The organism is Ammoniphilus soli (genome assembly GCF_040813775.1).
In genome coordinates, this window is the sequence record NZ_JBEGDL010000059.1 from 1 (window position 1) to 20,976 (window position 20,976).

24 protein-coding genes and 1 pseudogene are annotated in these 20,976 nt (G+C 39.9%); 5 read left to right on the forward strand and 20 right to left on the reverse strand.

Features of this window, described 5'->3' with window-relative positions; genetic code table 11:
* Window positions 1–106: 106 nt before the first annotated feature.
* The 3 genes from lepB to ABLT31_RS36395 all read right to left on the reverse strand — a co-directional run bounded on the left by lepB (window position 107) and on the right by ABLT31_RS36395 (window position 2,486).
* Entirely contained in the window at window positions 107–751 is a 645-nt protein-coding gene (lepB, locus tag ABLT31_RS36385) for a signal peptidase I (RefSeq protein ID WP_367760607.1), read from the reverse strand.
* 202 nt (window positions 752–953) lie between these two features.
* Complete coding sequence (locus ABLT31_RS36390) at window positions 954–1,784, reverse strand: DUF1835 domain-containing protein (RefSeq protein WP_367760608.1); 831 nt, start codon at window positions 1,782–1,784, stop codon at window positions 954–956.
* 159 nt (window positions 1,785–1,943) lie between these two features.
* Window positions 1,944–2,486, reverse strand: coding sequence for a sugar O-acetyltransferase (locus ABLT31_RS36395; RefSeq protein ID WP_367760609.1), 543 nt, complete (start codon window positions 2,484–2,486; stop codon window positions 1,944–1,946).
* Between the two features lie 277 nt (window positions 2,487–2,763).
* On the opposite strand from ABLT31_RS36395, the gene ABLT31_RS36400 reads away from it, so the two are divergent.
* Together ABLT31_RS36400 and ABLT31_RS36405 are read left to right on the forward strand one after the other, a co-directional pair.
* The gene (locus ABLT31_RS36400; protein WP_367760644.1) at window positions 2,764–3,282 is read left to right on the forward strand and encodes a DUF3231 family protein; all 519 of its coding nucleotides are present in this window, start codon (window positions 2,764–2,766) and stop codon (window positions 3,280–3,282) included.
* Between the two features lie 355 nt (window positions 3,283–3,637).
* Entirely contained in the window at window positions 3,638–4,159 is a 522-nt protein-coding gene (locus tag ABLT31_RS36405) for a hypothetical protein (protein ID WP_367760611.1), read from the forward strand.
* Window positions 4,160–4,751: 592 nt separating this feature from the next.
* On the opposite strand, the gene ABLT31_RS36410 is transcribed toward ABLT31_RS36405, so the two are convergent.
* Entirely contained in the window at window positions 4,752–5,597 is an 846-nt protein-coding gene (locus ABLT31_RS36410; RefSeq protein ID WP_367760613.1) for an alpha/beta fold hydrolase, read from the reverse strand.
* A gap of 322 nt (window positions 5,598–5,919) precedes the next feature.
* On the opposite strand from ABLT31_RS36410, the gene ABLT31_RS36415 reads away from it, so the two are divergent.
* Window positions 5,920–6,159 (forward strand): hypothetical protein, encoded by a 240-nt coding sequence (locus ABLT31_RS36415; protein WP_367760614.1) that lies wholly within the window; start codon window positions 5,920–5,922, stop codon window positions 6,157–6,159.
* Between the two features lie 206 nt (window positions 6,160–6,365).
* Here the strand turns inward: ABLT31_RS36415 and ABLT31_RS36420 are convergent, their stop codons facing one another.
* The 14 genes and pseudogenes from ABLT31_RS36420 to ABLT31_RS36485 all read right to left on the reverse strand — a co-directional run bounded on the left by ABLT31_RS36420 (window position 6,366) and on the right by ABLT31_RS36485 (window position 18,035).
* A complete protein-coding gene (locus ABLT31_RS36420; protein ID WP_367760616.1) occupies window positions 6,366–6,497 on the reverse strand; it encodes a hypothetical protein in 132 nt (43 codons plus the stop codon).
* Window positions 6,498–6,790: 293 nt separating this feature from the next.
* Window positions 6,791–7,196: pseudogene (locus ABLT31_RS36425) on the reverse strand (hypothetical protein).
* Window positions 7,197–7,533: 337 nt separating this feature from the next.
* Window positions 7,534–7,743, reverse strand: coding sequence for a PfkB family carbohydrate kinase (locus tag ABLT31_RS36430; RefSeq protein WP_367760645.1), 210 nt, complete (start codon window positions 7,741–7,743; stop codon window positions 7,534–7,536).
* Window positions 7,744–7,764: 21 nt separating this feature from the next.
* Entirely contained in the window at window positions 7,765–8,547 is a 783-nt protein-coding gene (locus ABLT31_RS36435; RefSeq protein ID WP_367760617.1) for a PfkB family carbohydrate kinase, read from the reverse strand.
* A gap of 15 nt (window positions 8,548–8,562) precedes the next feature.
* A complete protein-coding gene (locus tag ABLT31_RS36440) occupies window positions 8,563–9,204 on the reverse strand; it encodes a bifunctional 2-keto-4-hydroxyglutarate aldolase/2-keto-3-deoxy-6-phosphogluconate aldolase (protein ID WP_367760620.1) in 642 nt (213 codons plus the stop codon).
* Window positions 9,205–9,287: 83 nt separating this feature from the next.
* Window positions 9,288–10,136, reverse strand: coding sequence for an SDR family oxidoreductase (locus ABLT31_RS36445; protein WP_367760622.1), 849 nt, complete (start codon window positions 10,134–10,136; stop codon window positions 9,288–9,290).
* Window positions 10,120–11,208 (reverse strand): mannonate dehydratase, encoded by a 1,089-nt coding sequence (gene uxuA, locus ABLT31_RS36450; protein WP_367760624.1) that lies wholly within the window; start codon window positions 11,206–11,208, stop codon window positions 10,120–10,122. The genes ABLT31_RS36445 and uxuA overlap by 17 nt, the downstream gene beginning before the upstream one ends.
* A gap of 27 nt (window positions 11,209–11,235) precedes the next feature.
* Window positions 11,236–11,934 carry a GntR family transcriptional regulator gene (locus ABLT31_RS36455; protein WP_367760627.1) on the reverse strand — a complete coding sequence of 233 codons (699 nt, stop codon included), beginning with the start codon at window positions 11,932–11,934 and terminating at the stop codon, window positions 11,236–11,238.
* Between the two features lie 26 nt (window positions 11,935–11,960).
* A complete protein-coding gene (locus tag ABLT31_RS36460; protein WP_367760628.1) occupies window positions 11,961–13,244 on the reverse strand; it encodes a TRAP transporter large permease in 1,284 nt (427 codons plus the stop codon).
* Window positions 13,245–13,259: 15 nt separating this feature from the next.
* Window positions 13,260–13,727: a TRAP transporter small permease gene (locus ABLT31_RS36465; protein ID WP_367760630.1), complete on the reverse strand. Its 468-nt coding sequence runs from the start codon at window positions 13,725–13,727 to the stop codon at window positions 13,260–13,262.
* A gap of 22 nt (window positions 13,728–13,749) precedes the next feature.
* Complete coding sequence (locus tag ABLT31_RS36470) at window positions 13,750–14,766, reverse strand: C4-dicarboxylate TRAP transporter substrate-binding protein (protein ID WP_367760631.1); 1,017 nt, start codon at window positions 14,764–14,766, stop codon at window positions 13,750–13,752.
* 256 nt (window positions 14,767–15,022) lie between these two features.
* Complete coding sequence (locus tag ABLT31_RS36475) at window positions 15,023–15,490, reverse strand: DUF6882 domain-containing protein (protein ID WP_367760633.1); 468 nt, start codon at window positions 15,488–15,490, stop codon at window positions 15,023–15,025.
* A gap of 181 nt (window positions 15,491–15,671) precedes the next feature.
* On the reverse strand, window positions 15,672–16,247 hold the full coding sequence (locus ABLT31_RS36480) for a group II intron maturase-specific domain-containing protein (protein WP_367760635.1): 576 nt from the start codon (window positions 16,245–16,247) through the stop codon (window positions 15,672–15,674).
* 621 nt (window positions 16,248–16,868) lie between these two features.
* Complete coding sequence (locus ABLT31_RS36485) at window positions 16,869–18,035, reverse strand: MFS transporter (RefSeq protein ID WP_367760637.1); 1,167 nt, start codon at window positions 18,033–18,035, stop codon at window positions 16,869–16,871.
* A 231-nt stretch (window positions 18,036–18,266) separates the two neighbouring features.
* Here ABLT31_RS36485 and ABLT31_RS36490 point away from each other — a divergent pair, with 231 nt between their 5' ends.
* A complete protein-coding gene (locus ABLT31_RS36490) occupies window positions 18,267–18,545 on the forward strand; it encodes a YciI family protein (RefSeq protein WP_367760639.1) in 279 nt (92 codons plus the stop codon).
* 316 nt (window positions 18,546–18,861) lie between these two features.
* Here ABLT31_RS36490 and ABLT31_RS36495 read toward each other — a convergent pair whose 3' ends face one another.
* Together ABLT31_RS36495 and ABLT31_RS36500 are read right to left on the reverse strand one after the other, a co-directional pair.
* Entirely contained in the window at window positions 18,862–19,446 is a 585-nt protein-coding gene (locus tag ABLT31_RS36495; RefSeq protein ID WP_367760640.1) for a GNAT family N-acetyltransferase, read from the reverse strand.
* A gap of 163 nt (window positions 19,447–19,609) precedes the next feature.
* On the reverse strand, window positions 19,610–20,419 hold the full coding sequence (locus tag ABLT31_RS36500) for a lipid II flippase family protein (protein WP_367760641.1): 810 nt from the start codon (window positions 20,417–20,419) through the stop codon (window positions 19,610–19,612).
* 172 nt (window positions 20,420–20,591) lie between these two features.
* On the opposite strand from ABLT31_RS36500, the gene ABLT31_RS36505 reads away from it, so the two are divergent.
* On the forward strand, window positions 20,592–20,976 hold a 385-nt coding region (locus ABLT31_RS36505), incomplete at its 3' end, for a hypothetical protein (protein WP_367760642.1).

Sequence of the window (20,976 nt, forward strand, 5' to 3'; positions counted from 1 at the left end):
GCCTTAGCATTATAGCTAAGGCTTTTTGTATGATTTTAATTATTACGTTATAGATTCCCGTTAGCTCAATAGCTATATGAAAAAAAGAATGGCAGATTGCCACCCTTTACTTATATCCGATCACTTTTCCGATGATTTTTTCTTGTGGTAACGGTCCAAACTCACGACTATCAATACTTCTATCCCAAGTGTCTCCGATTATAAACACATGACCTTGTGGAATCGCTATTTCTTGCATATTAGTATTTTCAATCTGACTAATATAACCATTAACATGGTCACTGCTGTTCCCTTCTTTTAACATCTTTTTATAATCATCAATATTTGCACCTCTGTTATGATATTTTCCATAAAATGTATCTAACATCTTTCCGTTAATATAAATTTGACCTTTTTCAACTTTTATTTTCTCTCCAGAAAGAGCAATAACTCTCGATATACTTTTTTCAGAGGGGGATAAATTCGGATTATTCACCGTTGGTGTTTTGTAATAAACAATTTCTCCTCTCTTTATTTGATTTTCATCGTAGTGTTGGGTATCAACAACAATGTCTTGGTCGAAAAAGTCATGATTGCCTCGGTCCATATTATCATACATATTCTTGTACAAAATCATCTTAGATTCAATATTTGTTACCACTTCAACTTTTGATTTAGTATCTGGGTCCGTTATAGTTTCAATGGACTGTTCCGAACAACCAACTAAGAACAATACAAAAAATAACGAGAATAACATCGTGAATTTCTTCATTGAAAAACCTCCTTTCTTTTATTATACAGAATTTTACAAATAAAACCTGTTTTAAGTGTGGCTATATTGTTAATTCTGACTATTCCACTATCCTGCCCTTTAGCGGAACAAAAAAGAACGGGATGCCTAAGCATCCCAAATCATTCTATTGATCTCCGTTCGCTAGTTGAATTTAAATTGTAACATTAATTTAGGAAAGTGTTTACGACCTTAATCGCACACTGTAAAATCTCATCGCTTCAAGACTACCTTCCGCATCAAATACCCCTGCTTCTATCAACTTTTTAAGACGATACTCCAAGAACGCATCACCAACATACTGATCTAAATGTCCCATAACATCACCAATAAGTCTGGCTGACTTCATAAATCCGCTTGTCTTTTCTTTACCATGGAGCTTTCTTGCTCTGGTTATTATAAACTCATCATAATAATTTTCAGTTACGCTATGCATCCTTCCATTTCTCCAGATTCTCAAGGTTTCTTGACTATCCGAAAGAGAAAGCCATTCTTTTTCACAATCCTCACGTTCATGCTGTGTCAGAGGTGGTTCATGCTTACTTTGTTTATATATGCTTTGAAGTTTTTCAGGGGAAATTTCACCTGTGTGTAAAATGGTATATATTATTTTCTTTTTCTTAAAAAGTTCGTTATGTGATTTGGTGGTGTTGATGGTTATAATATCAATGTCTTTATCTTTTAACAGGTGGAGAGCGTATCGAAGTCCTGTCTGCTCATGAGAGTTGTCCCCAACCCAAATAGTAATGAGTTCACCATTAGGGATGGCTTTTATTTGATTTATGGCCTGTTGAAATCTAATTTTATATTCTTGATAATCATCGTATCCACCATCCCAAATATTTTTCACCCATTCAAACCTGTTTTCTTTTCCAACCTCTTCATGTAACTTCGAGATGGGACCAACGGAGAACATGTCCCAAAAAGAAATGACACTTTGCTTATCTATACCTAAATCATTTAGTGCCACTTTTAAACTAGCCGCTGGAGATGGACCAAACAGGATATGTATCATTTTTAGTAGCTCCTTTTGAATATAATTATATCTTTTTAACACTTATTTTAGCGGTAAGGTTTTATATTCAACGTAAGGTTAGCGGAGCAAAAAAGGCTGCTGAACGCAAACCGACCTATCGCACTATCGATCTCCGTTAGCACAATAACGTACCCGTAACTAAACTTCATCAGATATCTTTTTTAATATTTTCGCTGGATTCCCTGCCACAATCGTATTGGCAGGGACATCCTTTGTAACGACTGAACCCGCTGCAACGATGGAATTATCGCCAATCGTAACTCCGGGTAAGATTACACAACTTCCGCCAATCCATACATTGTTACCAATCGTAATCGGTACGGCATATCCACTCTTATTTCTATCTTTAGGTTCTATCGAATGTCCTGCGGTGTAAATCCCAACATTAGGAGCTATCATACAGTCGTCACCGATTCGTACTTCTGCCATATCTAAAATAGTGCAGTTGTACCCTGCGTAGAAATTGTCCCCTACATGAATGTTATAGCCTAAATCACAGTGGAAATTATGTTCAATGCTAACATTGGCTCCAACACTTCCAAATAACTCTTGAATAATTGATTCTTTCTTTTCAAATTCCTCAACGTCGCATCTGTTAAATTCTTGGACGAGTTTATGTGCGCGAATGCTTTTCTGTTTTAATTCTTCAGTTCCTCTTTTATAAAAAATCTTTTCTTTCATGGTTAATCTCCTTGTAATCAAGTTCATATTAAGTATCTATAAATGTACCATATTATTCCACAATTCTGCCCAATAGCACAATAGGCTACCATTAGTTTTTTCTGTCTTAATCAAGTATCGATTCCGTTAGCAGAACAACTTTAGAATACAAAAATTCACTTATTTTTACCATAATGAAATGTACCTCAACTGCCAAAAATAAACTTGGGTTTAAATTCTTATAAAGGAGAAACCCAATATGGATATGACAACTTTAATGAGTGTAGGGAGGACGATTATGGGAGTATTAAGTGGAAATCCCCAAAACGAACCCATGCATTATGGCGAGGTTTTTGGTGTTTGGACTTATCTTTCAACCACCAAAGGGTTATTAGCGGGATACCAGACATTTATCAATCACACAGGCGATAAAGACCTTAAAAAATTTCTTGAAGATATGACTCATAATATGAAGCAAGAAATTGAACAGGTAGAAAATTTACTAAAAGTAAATGGAATTGGACTACCACCTTCTCCGCCCGAACGCCCAATTGCTTCATTGGAAAGTATTCCAACTGGAGCAAGATTTATGGACCCTGAAATATCCGCTGGTGTTTCAAGAGACATTGCCGCAGGGTTGGTTACTTGCAGTCAAATTATTGGTCAAAGCATTCGTGAAGATATCGCCATGATGTTTGGGCAATTCCATACGGCTAAAGCCCAGTATGGTGCAAGATTACTACGCTTAAACAAAGAAAAAGGCTGGTTAATTCCACCACCCCTACATGTACAAACACCAGAACTTGCTCATGTCTAAACCAAAGAGAGTACCGAAAAACGGTACTCTCTTTCTGTTTTTATAAATGTTGTTTGTAGGGGAATTATAATATCGGGGATCAACTCCGTATTCAGTCCCTACACTCAAGAATATAGATGTAACCCCAAGAGATCGCTAACTCATTGTTAGCGATTTTTTTTGGATTCTTTACTTCCAATGTGGGGAACAATGAAAAAAGGATGCCGAAGCATCCCTATATCACGCTATCGATCTCCGTTCGTACGTTTATTATAGAAAAAAAAGACCCTCTCCAATGTTAAAGTCTTTTTTTTCATGAATTAGGTAATCCTTTTCTTAACCCGTATTTCTAAACAGAAAGGAGATTACCAATCCAGTGACTAAAGTTGTATTGTGGGGCAGTCTAATTGTCCCGTGGTTATCCCTATTCTTTCTAAAGAGGGATATTATTAAACGCTATATGCCTGTTGCAATTTTTGTTTCACTGCTTGTAACCATCATTTTTGAAATGGCACATGTTTTCAACTGGTGGGTTATGAAAGAAGCAATAGTACCATGGGGATATATAACGAATGTAGCCTTCACATATGGGGCTTTTTTAGTGGGTACTATTTGGATTTTTTACTTCACCTTTCGAAAATGGTGGCTATATCTCATCACGAATATCGTGATCGATGGAGCATTTGCCTTCTTCCTAAACGACATATTCAACGGCTGGATATACCAACTGGTTAGGTTTAATGAATGGGGAGTTTTCCTGTTAATGGTTTCCTTGGCGGTGGTCATATACGGTTATCAGCTGTGGCAGGAAGGTGTACTAATTAAGCCTAACGAAAAAGAAAGGGAATTAGAAACTAATTTCAAGATATGGTTTCGTAGAAAAGAAAAAGCAAAATAAGGATTTTAAAGGATGCTTATTACATAGCATCCTTTTTATTTTAATAAGTTTTATTTGTGTTTATCTAAGCATTCTTTTACGAACATTTCCAACTCTAACGTTGACAAGGAACGGAATGAATCCCTCAATCGATAAGTAACCTCATATATTATTTCCTGCTCTACTCCTGCTTGTAACATCAATGTTATTAAATATTTAATAGTATAATGATCCGGCAACCTGCATCCCTCTTTATAAAAGTTTCAAATCAAAATATTATTATGGTTTTTATTGGTGTATTATACCATGATTCCATGGGTTTATGGAACTTAACTGCCCAATAGCACAATAGGCTGCCATCCAGTGGCAGCCATAATTTTTTATTATTGAACTATGGACTCCCGTTAGCTTAGGTGGGTCAAGATTGGTCATTACTTTTTCCACCTAAACTCTTCGAATGAATTCCGCATCAAATTCCAGGAATAAACTTTAAAAACTACTTATAAAAACCCTTGCATAAGCAAAGGGTAATCGCTATGAGTCATATTCATTCCAACCTAACAACAATAAGTGATCTAAACGGTTTATAACTAATCAAACTCTCGCAAATTCTTCACTGATAAAACCCATGTTCAGGTAATGTCTCTTCTTCCAATGGTATGGTAGGAAACGTTGGATTTTCTTCCGGTTCTTTATATGTATAAATGAATTGCTTAATTAGATCATTTAACTCGACGGCAGCTTTAGTTGGTATTTGATGTTTGACATGTTGAATCCATTTCAATTCGCTGCAAGGCAGCTTGTTATGCAACAATTTGGCATAGCGGTGGAAACGCTTATCCTTTTCTCCATAGATTAATAATACGGGATGCTCAATTTCTCCCAGTCGATTGGTACAATTATAGGACAAGCTATATCGGTAATATTGTTCAACATTTTTCACATTTCCCATTAGCTCTTCCCTAATCATTTTCCAATATGAAGTCTTGGTATTTGTATTCGTCCATGATGTAGAAAGGGCGAGTACAGAAAGGGCTCTCAATCGAGCAAAGCCTAGCCCTAAAGCGATTTTGTTTTTCAAGAACCAATCACTGACTTCAGACATTCCGCTAATGACAACTCCACCCCATGCCCGATCGGCCTGAGACAGCAAAAATTCAAGAACAATGGAACCTCCTGTTGAATAGCCGCAAATCCATGCTTTCTGAGTTTCCAAGTGATCTAATAGATGTTTTATATCCTCTGCGATCAAAGGATAGGTCAAGGGCTGTTTGGAAAATGAACTTCTTCCATGCCCTCGAATATCAAAGGCAATGACTTTGAAATATTTGGATAACTCTTCTATTTGATATTTAAAATTGAAATGAGTAAGTACAGGTGGATGGATAAAGAGAATGGGAGTCCCTTGGCCTTGTACTGTATAATAAAGTCTGCAGCCGTTCACCATGATGTAGGCCATATCCAATCACCTCAGTCTGATAAATGTTCTTTTTATCATCCCCTATTTATTAACTTATAACCTACGGTAAAAAAACACAAAAAGACAGAATGAATTTCCATGACACAAAGAATTCTTTAAGGACAATCTAACTAATGGTTTAAAATTAAACCATTATAAAAAACTTAACATGGCGGTGATACCATTGCACGGATCGATGATATCTTTATTAGCTTCAGGAATTAGTCTTCTAGCGACACTCACTAATAGAAATCGCAACAACATGGGAATGTGGACACAATTACTGCAAACATTTTCACCGAGACCTAACAGAAGATGGGGAATGCCTGTATTATTAGCTTTAGGGATAGGTTTCATCTATATCATGAGAAATCCAAATAATGTGGGGTTGCAGCGAATGATGAAGCCCTTAGCAAACTTGCGAAATAACCTGGGAATGTGGCAGATGGGGCAGCCTTTCACGAATTTCATGAATAAAAGAGGAAATCAGGGAGATAAAAACCAGCCATTCCAGTATGATGGACAAGCGATGAATGATGGAAAATCGATCACACAACAATAAAGCATCAAACCGGGGTGCAATCCCCGGTTTTTGCATATTCATCATCCAAAATGTTATTGGGTTCATTTGGGCTATTGGCTCAATCATAGAGAAAAAGCATTTTGAAGAATCTAGTTCTGCCTAATCTATATTTCAACTTATTTTCAAACTGGATTGAGAGATTTTGAAGTTTTGGCTCGAAGGCAAAGCACCAGTAAGGAGGATCCTCATGTACCGCTATGCACTAGACAAAGATCGATAGCCGAACGTGCGCCGTTAGTCCGAAGCAGCTCCGTGACGAATGGATTGAAATGCGGTACCCAACCCACGCATATCAGACTGTATACCACCGTCTCCATTTTTGCCTTCGTGCCAAGTCTTTAAGGTTTTCCTTTTTCAACTCTAAATAGTGTATCCATTTCTAGATTTAGCTTGTCAAGGTAAGTACACCCTTGACAAGCTAAATTCGAAAGGATAATAGGTGTCTAAGTTGAATAAGGGATAACTCTATTCTTGCTGAATGAACCACCAACTAAAAAACATTTTGGTGCGGTGGGTTGACAGTTTCGTTCATATCAGTTGAACAAACGAAGAAAGGAGCCATACATAATTGGCTCCTTAACTATTGATTCCCGTTAGTTGAGCAGATACTTCATTTCTCGAATCTAACTAAGGTTTTTTCAGGAATTTCAATCTGGTCGATGTCAAAGTTGTTGATTTGAAGGATTATCTCACCTTTTCGCTTTTCAGTTTCTTCTCCCAACCAACAACTATATAACTCAAAATAATCGCCTAAGATAACCGTCCATTATCTTACATAGTTCTATCAACTTCATTTTGGATTCCGCACACGTTTCTGGGTTCATATAGTTCGAAATCTCAATCCCCGAAAGACTTGATACCTCATAAACATAAGGAGTGGTAAACTGGTATTTATTTACATTTATCAGGTTATACTCATCCGTAAAACAACTGCCAATATAAATAAAGTCATCTGAATATTCATCATCATTAACTGGTATTTCTACATTACATCCAATATAACTAGCTAAACTTATTTCACTCACCCCTTCACTCCTGACTAATTTCTACTACTTTATTCAACTATTCTCCTGTTTCCACAGCAATGAAGCAAGGGAAGGATGCCGATTCCATTCCCGCGCTATCGATTCCCGTTTAAAAAACATGTTATATTAATGTCCTAATGAAAAACGATCTTATTGGAGTGGATCCTTTTCCTGAATTTCTTCTACTTGATGAAAAAGGTTTTGATTTGGATTATTTGGTGGTGAATACATTACTACTGTAGAACCTCTTTACTTCTAATCACTTTACATAAAAAAAGGAAGAAATTCTTCTTCCCACTAAAAATGAAGTTGTTCAGATGATCCAATTTTACCTTTGGACATGAAATAAACCCATGCTGAAAAGGCTCTCTACTTCATCCGCCTTCACATTATTCATATCACCGGGAATCGTATGCTTTAAAGCAGCTGAAGCCGCGGCAAATTCGACTTTGTACTCATGCCCTTTATCCATTAAATAGGCATAGAGGAATCCGGCTGTAAAGGCATCTCCCGTCCCAACCCGATCAATAATATCAATAGAATATTTATTCGATTGATATTATTGATCTCCGTTATAAATGATTCCTTGATAATCATTTTTAGATGCTGATTTTACATCTCTGAAAGAAGATACGATCCATTCAAAATGATACTTACCGCTTGCCTTTCTGTACAGATCCTCAAAATACTCATGAAGATCGCTATCTTCCCATTTTCTTACCATCGGGATCCCCAATATCCTGGTAAAATCAAGATGGCCTGCAAAAGCAATATCAACATATTCCAATACTTTTTCAAATTTTTCTTTGGCTTGTTCAATGGACCACAACTTACTTCTATAGTTAAAATCAAAACTTATTTTCAAGCCTCGTTCTTTAGCTGCTTTCATGAACGCTTTCGCCAGCTGAAAGCCTTTTTCGCTTATCCCTAGAGTTATTCCCGAGACGTGAAACAAATCCTTCCCCCGAAAAATTTCATCCAGGTTAAATTCCTCAACGCATGCTTCAGATAACGCAGAATTTTTTCTGTCATAAACCACTTTGCTTGGTCTCACTGAATACCCATTCTCTAGATAATAGATTCCCATTCGGTCTCCGCCTCTTGCAATATGAGAAGTATTGACGCCAAACTCCCTAAGCTTGCCAATGGCCGCATCCCCTAATTCATGGCTTGGCAGCTTGCTGACAAAAGAAGTATCGACACCATACTGGCTCAAAGCAACAGCAACATTGGCTTCACTGCCGCCATAATTCACCTCAAAAAGCGGACTTCCGACAATTCTATTTCTTCCCGGCGGAGATAAGCGCAAAAGAGCTTCACCCAATATAACAACTTTTTTCATTATGTATACCTCACTCTATCGAATAAGCCCTTTCCGAGCTTCATTAACCTTTTCTACGTATTTCCTGGCTGTTTCCCTGATTTGCTCAGGTGTGCCCTTGGTCAATTGTCCCCCTACTCCGACAGCGACGGCACCATTTCTTATCCAATCTGCTATATTGTCCAGACTTACTCCGCCGGTGGGCATCAAATTCACTTGAAGGAGCGGGGCTTTCACATCCTTTATAAATGAAGGCCCGAATGCACTGCCGGGGAACAGCTTAATGATGTCACAACCCGCTTCAAGCGCCCGAATCATTTCGGTAATGGTCATGCACCCTGCCATATAAGGCACTTGATAGCGATGGCAAAGCTTGGCCGATTCTAAATCAAATCCCGGAGATACGACGAAATCCGCTCCTGCCAATATGGAAATTCTCGCCGTTTCCGCATCCAATACGGTTCCAGCCCCTACGATCAGCTGACTCGCGCGTCTTCCGGCTTTTAAGGCTTGGATCACTTCGGTTGCACCGGGTACGGTATAGGTTACTTCAATAGCTGTAATTCCCCCATCAGCACATGCATAAGAGATTTCTTTCGCTTGTTCTACGGACTCCGCCCTCACGACAGCCACAACGCCGATATCGGCAACCTTTTTCAAAATATCCCACTTTTTCATTCGTGCACATCCTTTTTCGCTGTTAATAAATAAATCTACTGAACGGCATCCCTGCGAAGTTCAGTAGATTTATTAATCCCCGCCTAAACTCCTGAATAGGACATAAATCCGCCATCTACAGGAACCGTGATCCCCGTAACGAAGCCTGACATATTCTCATCCGCCAACCAAAGCAAGGTCCCCAGAAGATCTTCCGGAGAACCAAATCTTCGCATAGGGGTATGAGAAATGATTTTAGTGGATCTTTCTGTTAAAGAGCCGTCTTCGTTTTTTAATAGATTTCTGTTTTGTTCAGTTAAGAAGAATCCCGGTGCTATCGCATTCACTCTGATCCCCACTTCAGCCATATGAACGGCTAACCATTGCGTGAAGTTGTCAATTCCTGCTTTTGCTGCACTGTAGGCCGGAACTTTAGTCATAGGGCTTGGAGCGCTCATGGATGACATATTGATGACAATAGCTCCCTTTTTGTTGATCATCCTTTTGGTGAACACTTGAGTTGGAATGAGTGTCCCAAGAATATTCAAGTTGAATACATGGCCAAATCCATCCACACTCAAATCGAAAAATGTCTTGATTTCTTTATTCTCAAGGTCCTCAATCTTCAAGATTTCATTGGTTGTTACACCATTCGGATGGTTTCCGCCCGCTCCGTTGATCAAAATGTCACAAGCCCCAAACGAATTGAAAATAATTTCTTCTGCACCCTTTACGCTTTCTGCGTCTAATACGTTGCATGCAACGGACAGCGCTTCACCGCCAGATTGCCTGATTTCTTCTGCTACCTTTTCTCCCTTTTCTGCCGTTCGGTTGAGAATGGCTACCTTGACTCCCTGCCTGCCCAACTCCTTAGCCATGGCGCTGCATAGGACTCCGCCGCCCCCTGTGATGACGGCTACTTTTCCTTTTAAGTTTTCATTTAGCGGCAACATAGGCTTCCTCCTTTTTCGCTCTTTCTAGCGAATCCCAAATCCCCCAAAGATACATGATTCCAAGGGCTCTGTCGTAAAGTCCATAGCCAGGCCGGCATTCCTCGTCAAAAATATGTCTCCCATGGTCAGGTCTTGCATATCCAGTGAACCCATTTTCATGGTAAGCTTTAACGACTTCATAGATATCGACCGAACCATCTTGAGTTCGATGAGAAGTTTCGATGAAATCACCATTTTCATACACTCTTACATTGCGGATGTGGGCAAAAGGAATACGGTCTGCGAATTCCATGATCATGGCCGGAATATTATTATTGGGATTTGCGCCTAAGGATCCGCTGCAAAGGGTCAAACCATTATGCGGACTGTCTACTAGTTTTAAGACTCTTCTTATATTCTCTTGATTTGTAATGATTCTTGGCAACCCGAAAATAGACCAAGGAGGATCGTCCGGATGAATGGCCATCTTGATTCCGCTTTTTTCTGCAACTGGGATAATCTCCTCAAGGAAATATTTCAAGTTATCCCATAGATCTTCCTCTGTTACCTTTTTATACGCCTCAAAAAGCTCCGTGAGTCTCGATAGCCTTTCCGGCTCCCAACCAGGCATGATAAAGCTCGAATTATTGGCAATTTTATCGACCAGCTCGAGGGGGTCCATATTCATGACTTTTTCTTTTTCAAAGAAAAGCGCAGTAGAACCGTCCTCTAATTCCTTGTATAAATCTGTCCTTGTCCAATCAAAGACCGGCATGAAGTTATAACAGATCACCTTGACCCCGGCTTGACCCAGCTTTTCGATAGTTCGCTTATAAATTTCGATGTATTGCTCCCGAGTGGGCAAGCCTAGCTTGATATCCTCATGAACATTTACACTTTCTACCACATCAATATTAAATCCATATTCCTCGGCTTGCTGCTTTACTTCCAGGATCCGCTCCATAGGCCATTCTTCCCCTGCTGGAATATCATGAAGAGCCCAAACCAGGCCTTCAACGCCAGGGATCTGTTTAATATGATGCAACGGGATACGGTCATTCCCCTTCCCATACCATCTGAATGCCATTCTCATAAGGTTGTCCCCTCCCGATTTCTCTTTCTATAATCCCGCTTCAAAATAATCAGGATGCTTTGCCTTTAGTTCATCTAAATGAAAGATTCCTTTAGTTAAATGTTCTTTCATCCTTTTTTCAGCCAACACAGCATCCTTATTTTTAAGAGCTGAAAATAAGTCCTCATGCTCTTCCACAACTTCTTCCCATCTTGAAGTTTCCGTGCTTGCCAATCTCAAAATCCGCACTCGCTTAAATTGGGCATTCATTTGATCGATGGCATGCCAGGTTCTTTCTTTTCCCAAGCTTTTGAATATGATTTCATGAAACGCATCATCATGCTTAACAAATTCTTTATAATCTCCATTTTCGATCATTAATTTTTGCATATAGAGGTTTTTCTCTAATTCCAGCAAGGTCAAAGGATTGATTTTTTCTGCGGCTTGCTTGATTACGGCAATCTCAAGTGTTTCTCTCATAAACCTGGATTCTTCCACTAAAGCGGGATTAATAAGCGAAACATAAGATCCGATTTGGGGAACGGTCTCTACAAGATCTTCCTTGGCAAGCTGAATCATCGCTTCCCTTACCGGTGTCCTGCTCACATTAAGCTGCAATCCGATTTCTTTTTCGGATAGAGCGCATCCCGGCGGAAGAATTAATTGGATGATGTTCTCATACAAACAGTTGTAAACAAAATTTCGCCTTGAATCACTGTCATTTTTTTGCGTTATATTGATTTTCATGTTGCCCCCTTTTATTCTAGCTTTTCCTATACCCCAAATATCCTATTAGGTATATATAATATTAGTTGAGGGAAAAATACCATAATTAATATTACGGCAATAACCGCAACGAAAAACGGCAGAGATTCTTTGACTGTCTCCTGAGGGGAACATTCCATGATGGATGATACGGTAAATAACGATACTCCCAATGGAGGCGTCATGATTCCCATAGTCGTTACGGTCATCATGACCAGCCCGAAATGAACGGGATCGATTCCCACGCTCTTAATTATTGGAACAAAGATCGGCGTGAGGAGCAAAGCCACAACCGTCGTTTCAATAAACATTCCTGATACAGCCAATAAGAATATGATGATAGCAAACAGGATAATAGGATTTTGCGTAATTCCTGTAATCAGCTCAGAAAGGCTTTGCGTCACCCGATCATAGACAATTCCGTACCCGAAGATTCCGGAAACCGAGATGATCAGCATGATCGCGCCAATATCCATGGCACTGCCGTACACCGTCTTTTTGAATTTTTCCCAAGTTAATTCCTTATAGATCACCGCACCCACAAAAATGGCATAAACAGCGGCAAAGGCTCCTGATTCAGAAGGCGTAAAAATCCCATACCGAATCCCGACAATCAGAATGATAGGGAACAAAAGCGCCCATATTCCGTCTTTAAATGCAATTAGAACTTCCTTAAATCCAGGCGCTTTTTCTCTCGCCGGCTGATACTTTCTTTTTCTGCTGGTATAAGATACAGCGATCATCAGAGCCACCATCATGAGGATACCGGGCAAGATTCCGCCAGCAAAAAGTCTGCCGATCGAAACTTCTCCCACCGATCCATAGATAATAAGTCCCATACTGGGCGGGATCGTTGCCGTAATGAGAGACGACCATCCATTGATGGATGCCGCAAAGCCCCGACTATAGCCTCTTTTTATCATATCAGGCCCCAGGACCCTGGATTGCATAGCGGCATCGGCAACAGCGGACCCGGATACCCCGCCCATTAGCGTACTGAGTACGACACTGACCTGAGCAAGATTCCCATACATATGGCCGGTCAATACATTGGCCAGTTTGATCAGCCTTTTGGTGATTCCCGTCTCGTTCATTAAATTACCCGCAAGGATGAACAGTGGAATTGCCAACATGGTGAAAGATTGAGATGGGACCAATACCCTTTGAACTGCTATAGAAAAGGGGACTTCCGGTGTTGTCAGAAAGAATACAATCCCGGATAACCCGATCGCGAAAGCAACCGGCATGCCGAAGAATAATAAAAACAAAAATACAATGAGTACGAGTAACACAAGCTTTCCCCCTTTCTACCAGTTCTCTTTTTTCCAGGCCCGGAATATTTTGATTCCAGTTGTAATCAGCATAAACATAGATCCAATCGGAACGCTAATCGTCGCCCATGAATAGCTAATCCCCAATGTCTGGAAGAGTCGTTTCGAGCTTTCCATGGCCAGGGGAATTCCATACCATATTAAGGTCAATAAGAATGCCATGATGATCAGGTTCCAAAATATATATATGTTTTTTTGAACTTTTCCCGCAAATCTTTTCAGCAGCAGATCCACATTGACTAATTCCGTATTTCTAAGTGCCATATCGGCACCTAGAAATACAACCCAAGCAAATAACAACAATGATAAATCTGTGGCCCAATTTAACGGGTATTTTATCGTTCGGAATACTGCTGAAATAAACACTAGAGCCATTACTGCACAAATGAAAACTTGTACGATCGTCTCCTCTATTTTACAAAAATACCCATATACTTTTTTCATATCTTCTTCACCCTATATTTCCCTATTTACCAATTTCAGCGTATATCTTTTCTCGAAGCTCTTTCAATCCTAATACTTCATAGGCCTTGTCCGCAGCCGCCTTGAATGCTTCGACATCCACTTCCACAACTTCCATACCTTCCGCTTTCATTTTTTCCTCAAACTCTTGAGACAAGCTTGCGATGTGCTTTGCGTTTTCTTCAGCAACAGCTTTTGTCTCTTCCATTAAAATGTTCTGCAGGTCTTCCGGCAAGGTATCGAACCACTTTTCACCGACAATGATCCCGTTAACCAGTTGGAAATGTCCAGTTTTATTTACATACTTCACCACTTCATACATTCTGGAAGCATAAGTTGCCGTATGCTGCGCTTCCGCTCCATCGATCGCTCCCTGCTGTACAGCGGTATAGGATTCCGGCCAAGGCATAGCTACTGGAATCGCTCCCATAGCTTTCACGGATTCCGCCCAAACCGGTGCACCTGGAGTTCTTATTCTTAATCCATCTAGATCTTCAGGTGACTTAACTGGCTTATTGGTGAGGAAATGTCTTGCCCCGTCATACCAATTAAAAGAAAGAACGCGGATGCCATTTTGCTCAGCTAATTCCTTTTCCCAACTTTTAAACGTATCGCCTTGCGTAATCTTCAATACTTCCTCGTAGTTGTCCGTCAAATAAGGAGCCCCGATAATACCAATATCCTTTACATAGTTCCCCATCCGTCCTCCATCCGTAAGAACAGCAACGTTCACCCCTTGAATTGCTTGTTCAATGACATCTTCATCGGAACCCAACTGGGCACTCGTGTACACTTCCATCTTGATTCTTCCATTGGTTTTTTCGTCTAATCTCTTAGCCAATTGATGAAATCCTTCCACCATAGGGTGTGTGTCTGCCATTTGAGTGGACATTTTCAAAGTATAAACTGTATCACTTCCCGCTTTAGCATCTCCAGTCGCTTCTGGAGCGCTATTTCCGCATCCTGCAAGAACCAAGCTTGTCACAAGAACTGCTGATAATAAACCAGTAAACTTTTTCACATTAATCCCCCTGCCTTTTCTATTGATATCGTTTTCATGGTATACTAGTTATACTAGCATACTGTAAAAAGGGAAATCAATCTTAAAATTCATTTAATTTAGATCCCCTATTTCCATGCCCTCATTTAACTAAACTGGCCATGCCTCTTCCCCCTTCATCCATTATTCTAATTCCGAGTGGAATAAATCCTACGAATTAGCGAGCATTCGTGAGAAAAATGAATTAAACTGAGGGAGTGCAATAATGTTGTGGTAATTAAAACGTTTCAGTAGGCTCTATAATAGCCATAAATAAAAGACTATTCCCATCTGGTGAAATATACATCCCTCTAGCATCCAATTGTTCCACTGCAAATGCTGTTAATTCGTGAGCCATCGCCTCATCACATTCAAATATTGGCTCCTTAAATATGTCGAAATCAGTAACCTGATACAATCCCTGTATGCTGCTTGATAGTTGACGAACTTCTTCCAGCATACTTTCATTAGCCCACGCCCACATCCATGTATCGCTCTTCTTTGACCATGAACCTATAAAAATAACTTTAAATTCAAGTTGTATTACCCCATTATCGATAAACTGTAATACGCTTCGTTCTTGGTTGTACCAATATTTTTCATAGTTACCTATTTGAAAGTCTTGAAAAAGTTTCTCTTGCTTTTTTTCTAATTTTTCATAGCAATAATCCAAATAATCATCAAATTGTTCATCAGTCATTGACATTATATACCCCTCATTTTTGAAATTTTCTTATTAAGCTATTAACTGCCCAGTAGAGTAGAAAACTGAAACTTGCGGGGCGACCATAAGGTTGCCTACACTTGTTTCAGCTTCCCCTCATCAAACCGTACGTGAGGTTTTCCCTCATACGGTTTTCCGATGTTCTTCTTCTTTTGGCATGCGGTCATCCTGTGAGCTTCAATAAGACTCCTTTGGTTATTCGCTGTATCTCGCCGATTCTTGCATGTTTGTGTCTCTTGTTCTTTTTCTTATTCCAGAACAAATTCAAACGTTCGAGGATGTACCAATCGATTCGGTTCAGCCACTTCTTTGCCATAAGAGTAATCCCATAATAATTGCGTAGACCTCGTATCTTTTGGTTGAGTCCTTCCACCATATCGTTTAAGTTCCAGAAAAGTATCCCCAATGGTCGCGTTTTACCATCACCCTTGGGGATATCCTTCCTTCGTACTGGCTTGGGACGATAGGCATTCTCCTGCAATTGTTGTTGCGTATCTTTCACGAATTGTTCTTCCCCGTATTCCTGTACAATGTGCTGAATCGTCATACCATCGACTCCCGCACTTCCTCGATTTGCCTTGACCCGTTTCCATGCTTCCCACATGACGTCTGATCTGTACACTTTGTCGTACAGGGCATGAAACCTGCGATTGGCATTCGCCTTAGCCGCAAGGTAGAGGGTTCTTTGGAGTTCTCGAACTTTTCCTTTGGTGTAGTTAGCAGATTTCACTGCATTCACTTGCTCTTACCTCCTTTGATACCCGTGAACAAAGTAAGGGTGCTTTCCTCCCGCAGGTTATGTTGTCCTGCGTTCCTCGGTACTACCACCCTATCCGACTCCCTTCTTGCCGCTGGCCACTTCACCCCTTTGGGCTTATAGGTTCACGTTTTACGACGCAGTCGTGCGAGGTAGGGTCTCCCTAGTTCCAGACACAACTGTCACTGCATGCCGATCCCCATACACCGGAGGGTTCTTCCGCGCTGTTTCTCCAAGTTCTTCACGCGTTCCATGGCCTTCATCACACAATACGAGATTCGGCTCCCTCTTGTCCCTTTCGGGTTGTAAATGACGATGCGGCAGGATTCACTTCATGTTACGGCCTGCAGTTTTGCTTCCCCCTAGTCAGGGCTTTTCACAGGGCTTCATCCTTAGGCTCTCACCACCAGATGCCTGCTAGCTACGAGGCGGCTTGGGCCCTACCTCGATTGGACTTTTACCAATAAGCTGTGCCTAGCTTTGCTAGGCGCACTATTCCGCAATCCTGCCCGATAGTGCAGCAACGAAGCAAGGGACGGATGCTTGATGCCGTCCCCTGCTATCGATCCTCGTTTAGCTAAATAACAAGACCTCGTTCTGAGGTCATCTATCTTCTGAAAAAACATATTCTTTTTTGGCTTCTTGTACCTTTTGGGTACTGAGTACAAAACTAACGATTGCTGCGCCGCTACAAACATAAGGGAGCAGTGAATATCCCCAATTAGATATGACATAACCTCCAATCATTGAACCAATCGTGATACCTATATATAAAGCTGTATTATTCCATGCCATTGCAATTCCTCGTTCTTTTGAATATTCCATTGCTAATCTTGCTTGATATGATGTGAATCCTGCATAACCAACCAAAGCCCATATAAACAGAAAGAAATAAACCCAATCGCCAGATGAGAAGAATATCCCTAAACAAATGAGTATAAGAGTCAAGAAAATTAGTGTAGCCTTTGAAATTTTTCTTTCTCCAAATTTATCTGTTAATTGTCCACTTGTAAGGCTTCCTAAAACCGCTCCGATACCATAAAAAGTAACAGCTAATGCGATTTCTGATGATGAGAATCTATTTTCGGAGTAAAGAGCTGCTCCCAAATAAACATAAAGAGTGTACATCGATATTGCCCAAATGGTAGTAACACTTACAGAACCTAATATTCGAAGAAGATTTCCTTGTAGTAGATTTATGGTTTCCCTTCTAGGAATAGAAACCCATGTTTTGAAATTCACTACTGCCAGTATTGCTCCTATGATAGCCATTACAACAAATACTGAACGCCAACCAAGAAAATGCTCTAATAACGTACCGAACGGTGCTCCTGCCCAAAGAGCCGTTAAGTGTCCTGAAACAACAATCGAAAGCCATGTTCCCCTTCGATTTGGTGGTGCAATATCACCAATGATTGCATATATCAAAGGGGTAATTGAAGCAACGGACAAACCAGCTAAAATACGGCTTATAATTAACCATAAAAAAGAAGGAGCAAAAGCGGTTAGTGCATTAGAAATAGCAAACAGCAATAAACCAAACGTAATAAATATTCTCCGTCCCTTTTTATCTGAAAACCAACCAAAAAAAGGAGCTGAAAAAGCATATGTAACTGCAAAAACTGTTACCATCCATCCTGTGGTCGATGTACTAACCTGATATGCTTCCGAAATGAACGGTAATAACGGAGACACCACAAATAGGTCAGTACCCATAAGAAACAAAGTTATCCAACCAACACTTAAACTTATCTTCCCTTGTAACTCCATTAAATCCCCCCATATGATATGTATATTCTCGAAGGGGCATAAAAAGGAGTTACGTTGGAATCATTAATGATGAAACATATCACTACAAAATGCATTTCCCATTGTTTGTTTTTGAATTTACGATTGAAGGACACATCACGATTCCTTTAAAATAAGGCGAACGACTATTTCGAACCGCGTTAAATGTGGCATAATAACAAAAATCATTTTTAGAGAGGGAGATTAAATATGGTGTTATACTTAGTGAAATATACTCTAAAAGGTAATGAAAAAGGGGCACATTTAAAGCCTGATCACGTTGATTATCTAAAAAAACTATATGATGAGGGAACTTTACTGACGGCAGGATTGTTTATAGGCAAGGTCGGGGGGTATCTATTGTTTAAAACAGAGTCTTATGAAGAAACGCAAGCATTGATTGAGAAAGACCCCTATATCGTTCATGGGGTGAGAGACTTTGAAATCGAATCTTGGGATGTCTCACCGTTTCCTCTTAAAGTTGTTGAGTAACCATATTTTTAGAGCATATGGATCTATCATAGGGTTACATAACAAAAGAAGTGAGTCAATGGATGATGCGTGGGAAAGAAATTGCAGATAAAAATAATAGAAGTTTTCAGCTCTTTATTAACCGGATATAATGTACCTACCCTATAATGGCTGACCGAGATGAACTTGCTAAGATAGATAAGAGGTAGGGATTCCCTATTTTTTTTTCTCTACCGTTATTCAACAAATCTGCCCTTTCTGAACAAAAAAGGGCTGCCGAACGCAGCCCATCTTATCGAACAATCGAATCCCTTCGTTTAATAATCAAGAACTTACGCTATTGTCGTAGCATACTCTCTAATCTGTCCTTCACGAAAAGCCATTCTTTATCGATTACACTGTAATACACAGAGTCTCGCACATATCCATCATACATGATGCGATGCCGACGAAGCACTCCTTCCTTAACAGCACCTAATCTTTCAATTGCCTGTTGAGACCTAAGATTACGACCATCTGTTTTTATTTGTACACGAATTGTCCCTAGTGTTTCAAAGCAATACTTCAAAAGAAGATACTTACACTCAGTATTTATACTTGTTCGCCAAACTGTCGGAGACAGCCATGTCCAACCAATTTCCAAACTCCGATTAGGTATGGATATATCAAGAAAACGAGTGCTTCCCACAACTTTTCCTGAATCCTTATCATAGATAACGAAAGGAAATTCAGTTCCTTGTACTCTTGCTTGAAGCGCTCCATCCACAAGACATTTCATATCTTCAATTGAATCTACTTTCATTGGCATATACGCCCATATATCTGGATAGTTTCCCGCATCAAATAATTCCTGTACGTGATCAACTTCCATAGGAAGTATCTTAACCCTTTCTCCTATCAGTTCTACTGGCGTTATCTCCACGATAATTCTCTCCTTTTTATGAATATTGAATAGTATTTCGTCTCTTTTATGCCTTCTCCTTCTTATTCAGTTAAACTGCCCGTTAGTTCAGCAACAAAAGGAGCAGAAATGTTACCTGCTCCCAAACTATCGGATTCGTGATATTTTCTCATTCATAAGTGTTCTAAAAGAATTTTGCAATAAACACAACAAATAAAGAAACCGGGTATAGAACCAGTAAGGATAAAACTGTACCAATAAAACGGCTTATTGCAAGAAAAAACATGGACGACTTCACTTCGTTCAATGGTATTTTACGATTTATTCCCTTGTCCATAATGATAGCGCCTCGCGGGTCTACTAAGAACAATAGCATGAAAGCCGCGATAGCGTTGATAGCTGAAGACAGACTACTTGCCCGAACCATGTACTCAGGTTGTAACCAAGCCCCGTAAAACGCTGCAATCGAACCAACAGTAAAAAATGAGTGTAGAATAGCATTCAAAACAATCATGCTTTTTGGCACACCTTCAAAACTAATATCTTTTAACATAAGGATCTTAGGGATTCGTAAGCAAGCAAGAACTTTGGCAATTCCTTGCTTCGTTAAAAATAAGGATTTGAATACTCGAGCTGAACTTCCCTGCTGGTCTATTTCATCGATACCTAATTCGTAAAACCTCACAGTAGTTGGCATAAAAAGAATAGCCATTGCTGTACCTATCGAGGCACCAATTAATACAAGTTGAAGGATCAAGAAGGGATCAAACTGCTGTTTCACCGCTCTATCAATAATCCCGCCTATAGGAGCGATATACAACGTAGTTATCATTCGTGAGCCAAACGTAAGCATATTGTAAAGCGAATTAGATAAAGCTTGGGTTCTCACACCTGTTAGCCTTGCCGAATAAGCGGTTGTATCACTAACATTCCGATCTCTATAGTAACTTCCAGGAACGGTTCTTCGACTCTGAGTCCCGGGTATTTTTCTCAATTTTCTCATCCACCCTTTTCCGCTCTATCAGAACTCAGTTCTTTGCCGGCATTCTTCTGATTTGAATGTTGGTTTTCCTCAACATCATAGAATATATTTAGAATTGCACGTATTTTCCCTTTTCTATCTGGATATGAATAGGTAAAGCCATGTTGAGCTGGAGGTGAGTGACTTGATTTTATCATCATTAGCTATGATGGAACTGGACTTGGTTCGACTGTGGCCACGTCATGCACGGATCTATCCTCAAGAACCTTTGTTCACCTGGAAACAAACATTGAAAGAAGAAAATCCACGAAGAAATGGAAAATGGATTTATCAGGAGAGCTGGCTTTTTCTGATGGTAGGAGTGGAAATACACTTGATTTATACAAAGCGAAGAAAACCGAAGGAAGTTAAACTGTCCCTCTCGGCATATTCCAATTACTCCCGCATTCCATGTATCGAAGATAAAACCCGTTTTACGGATGAAGAAGAGGCTAAAAAGTCCCTAGTCAATCTAAAGCAAGAAATCATCACCTATTTTGCTACGGATATCGAACGGCAACGCATTTGGT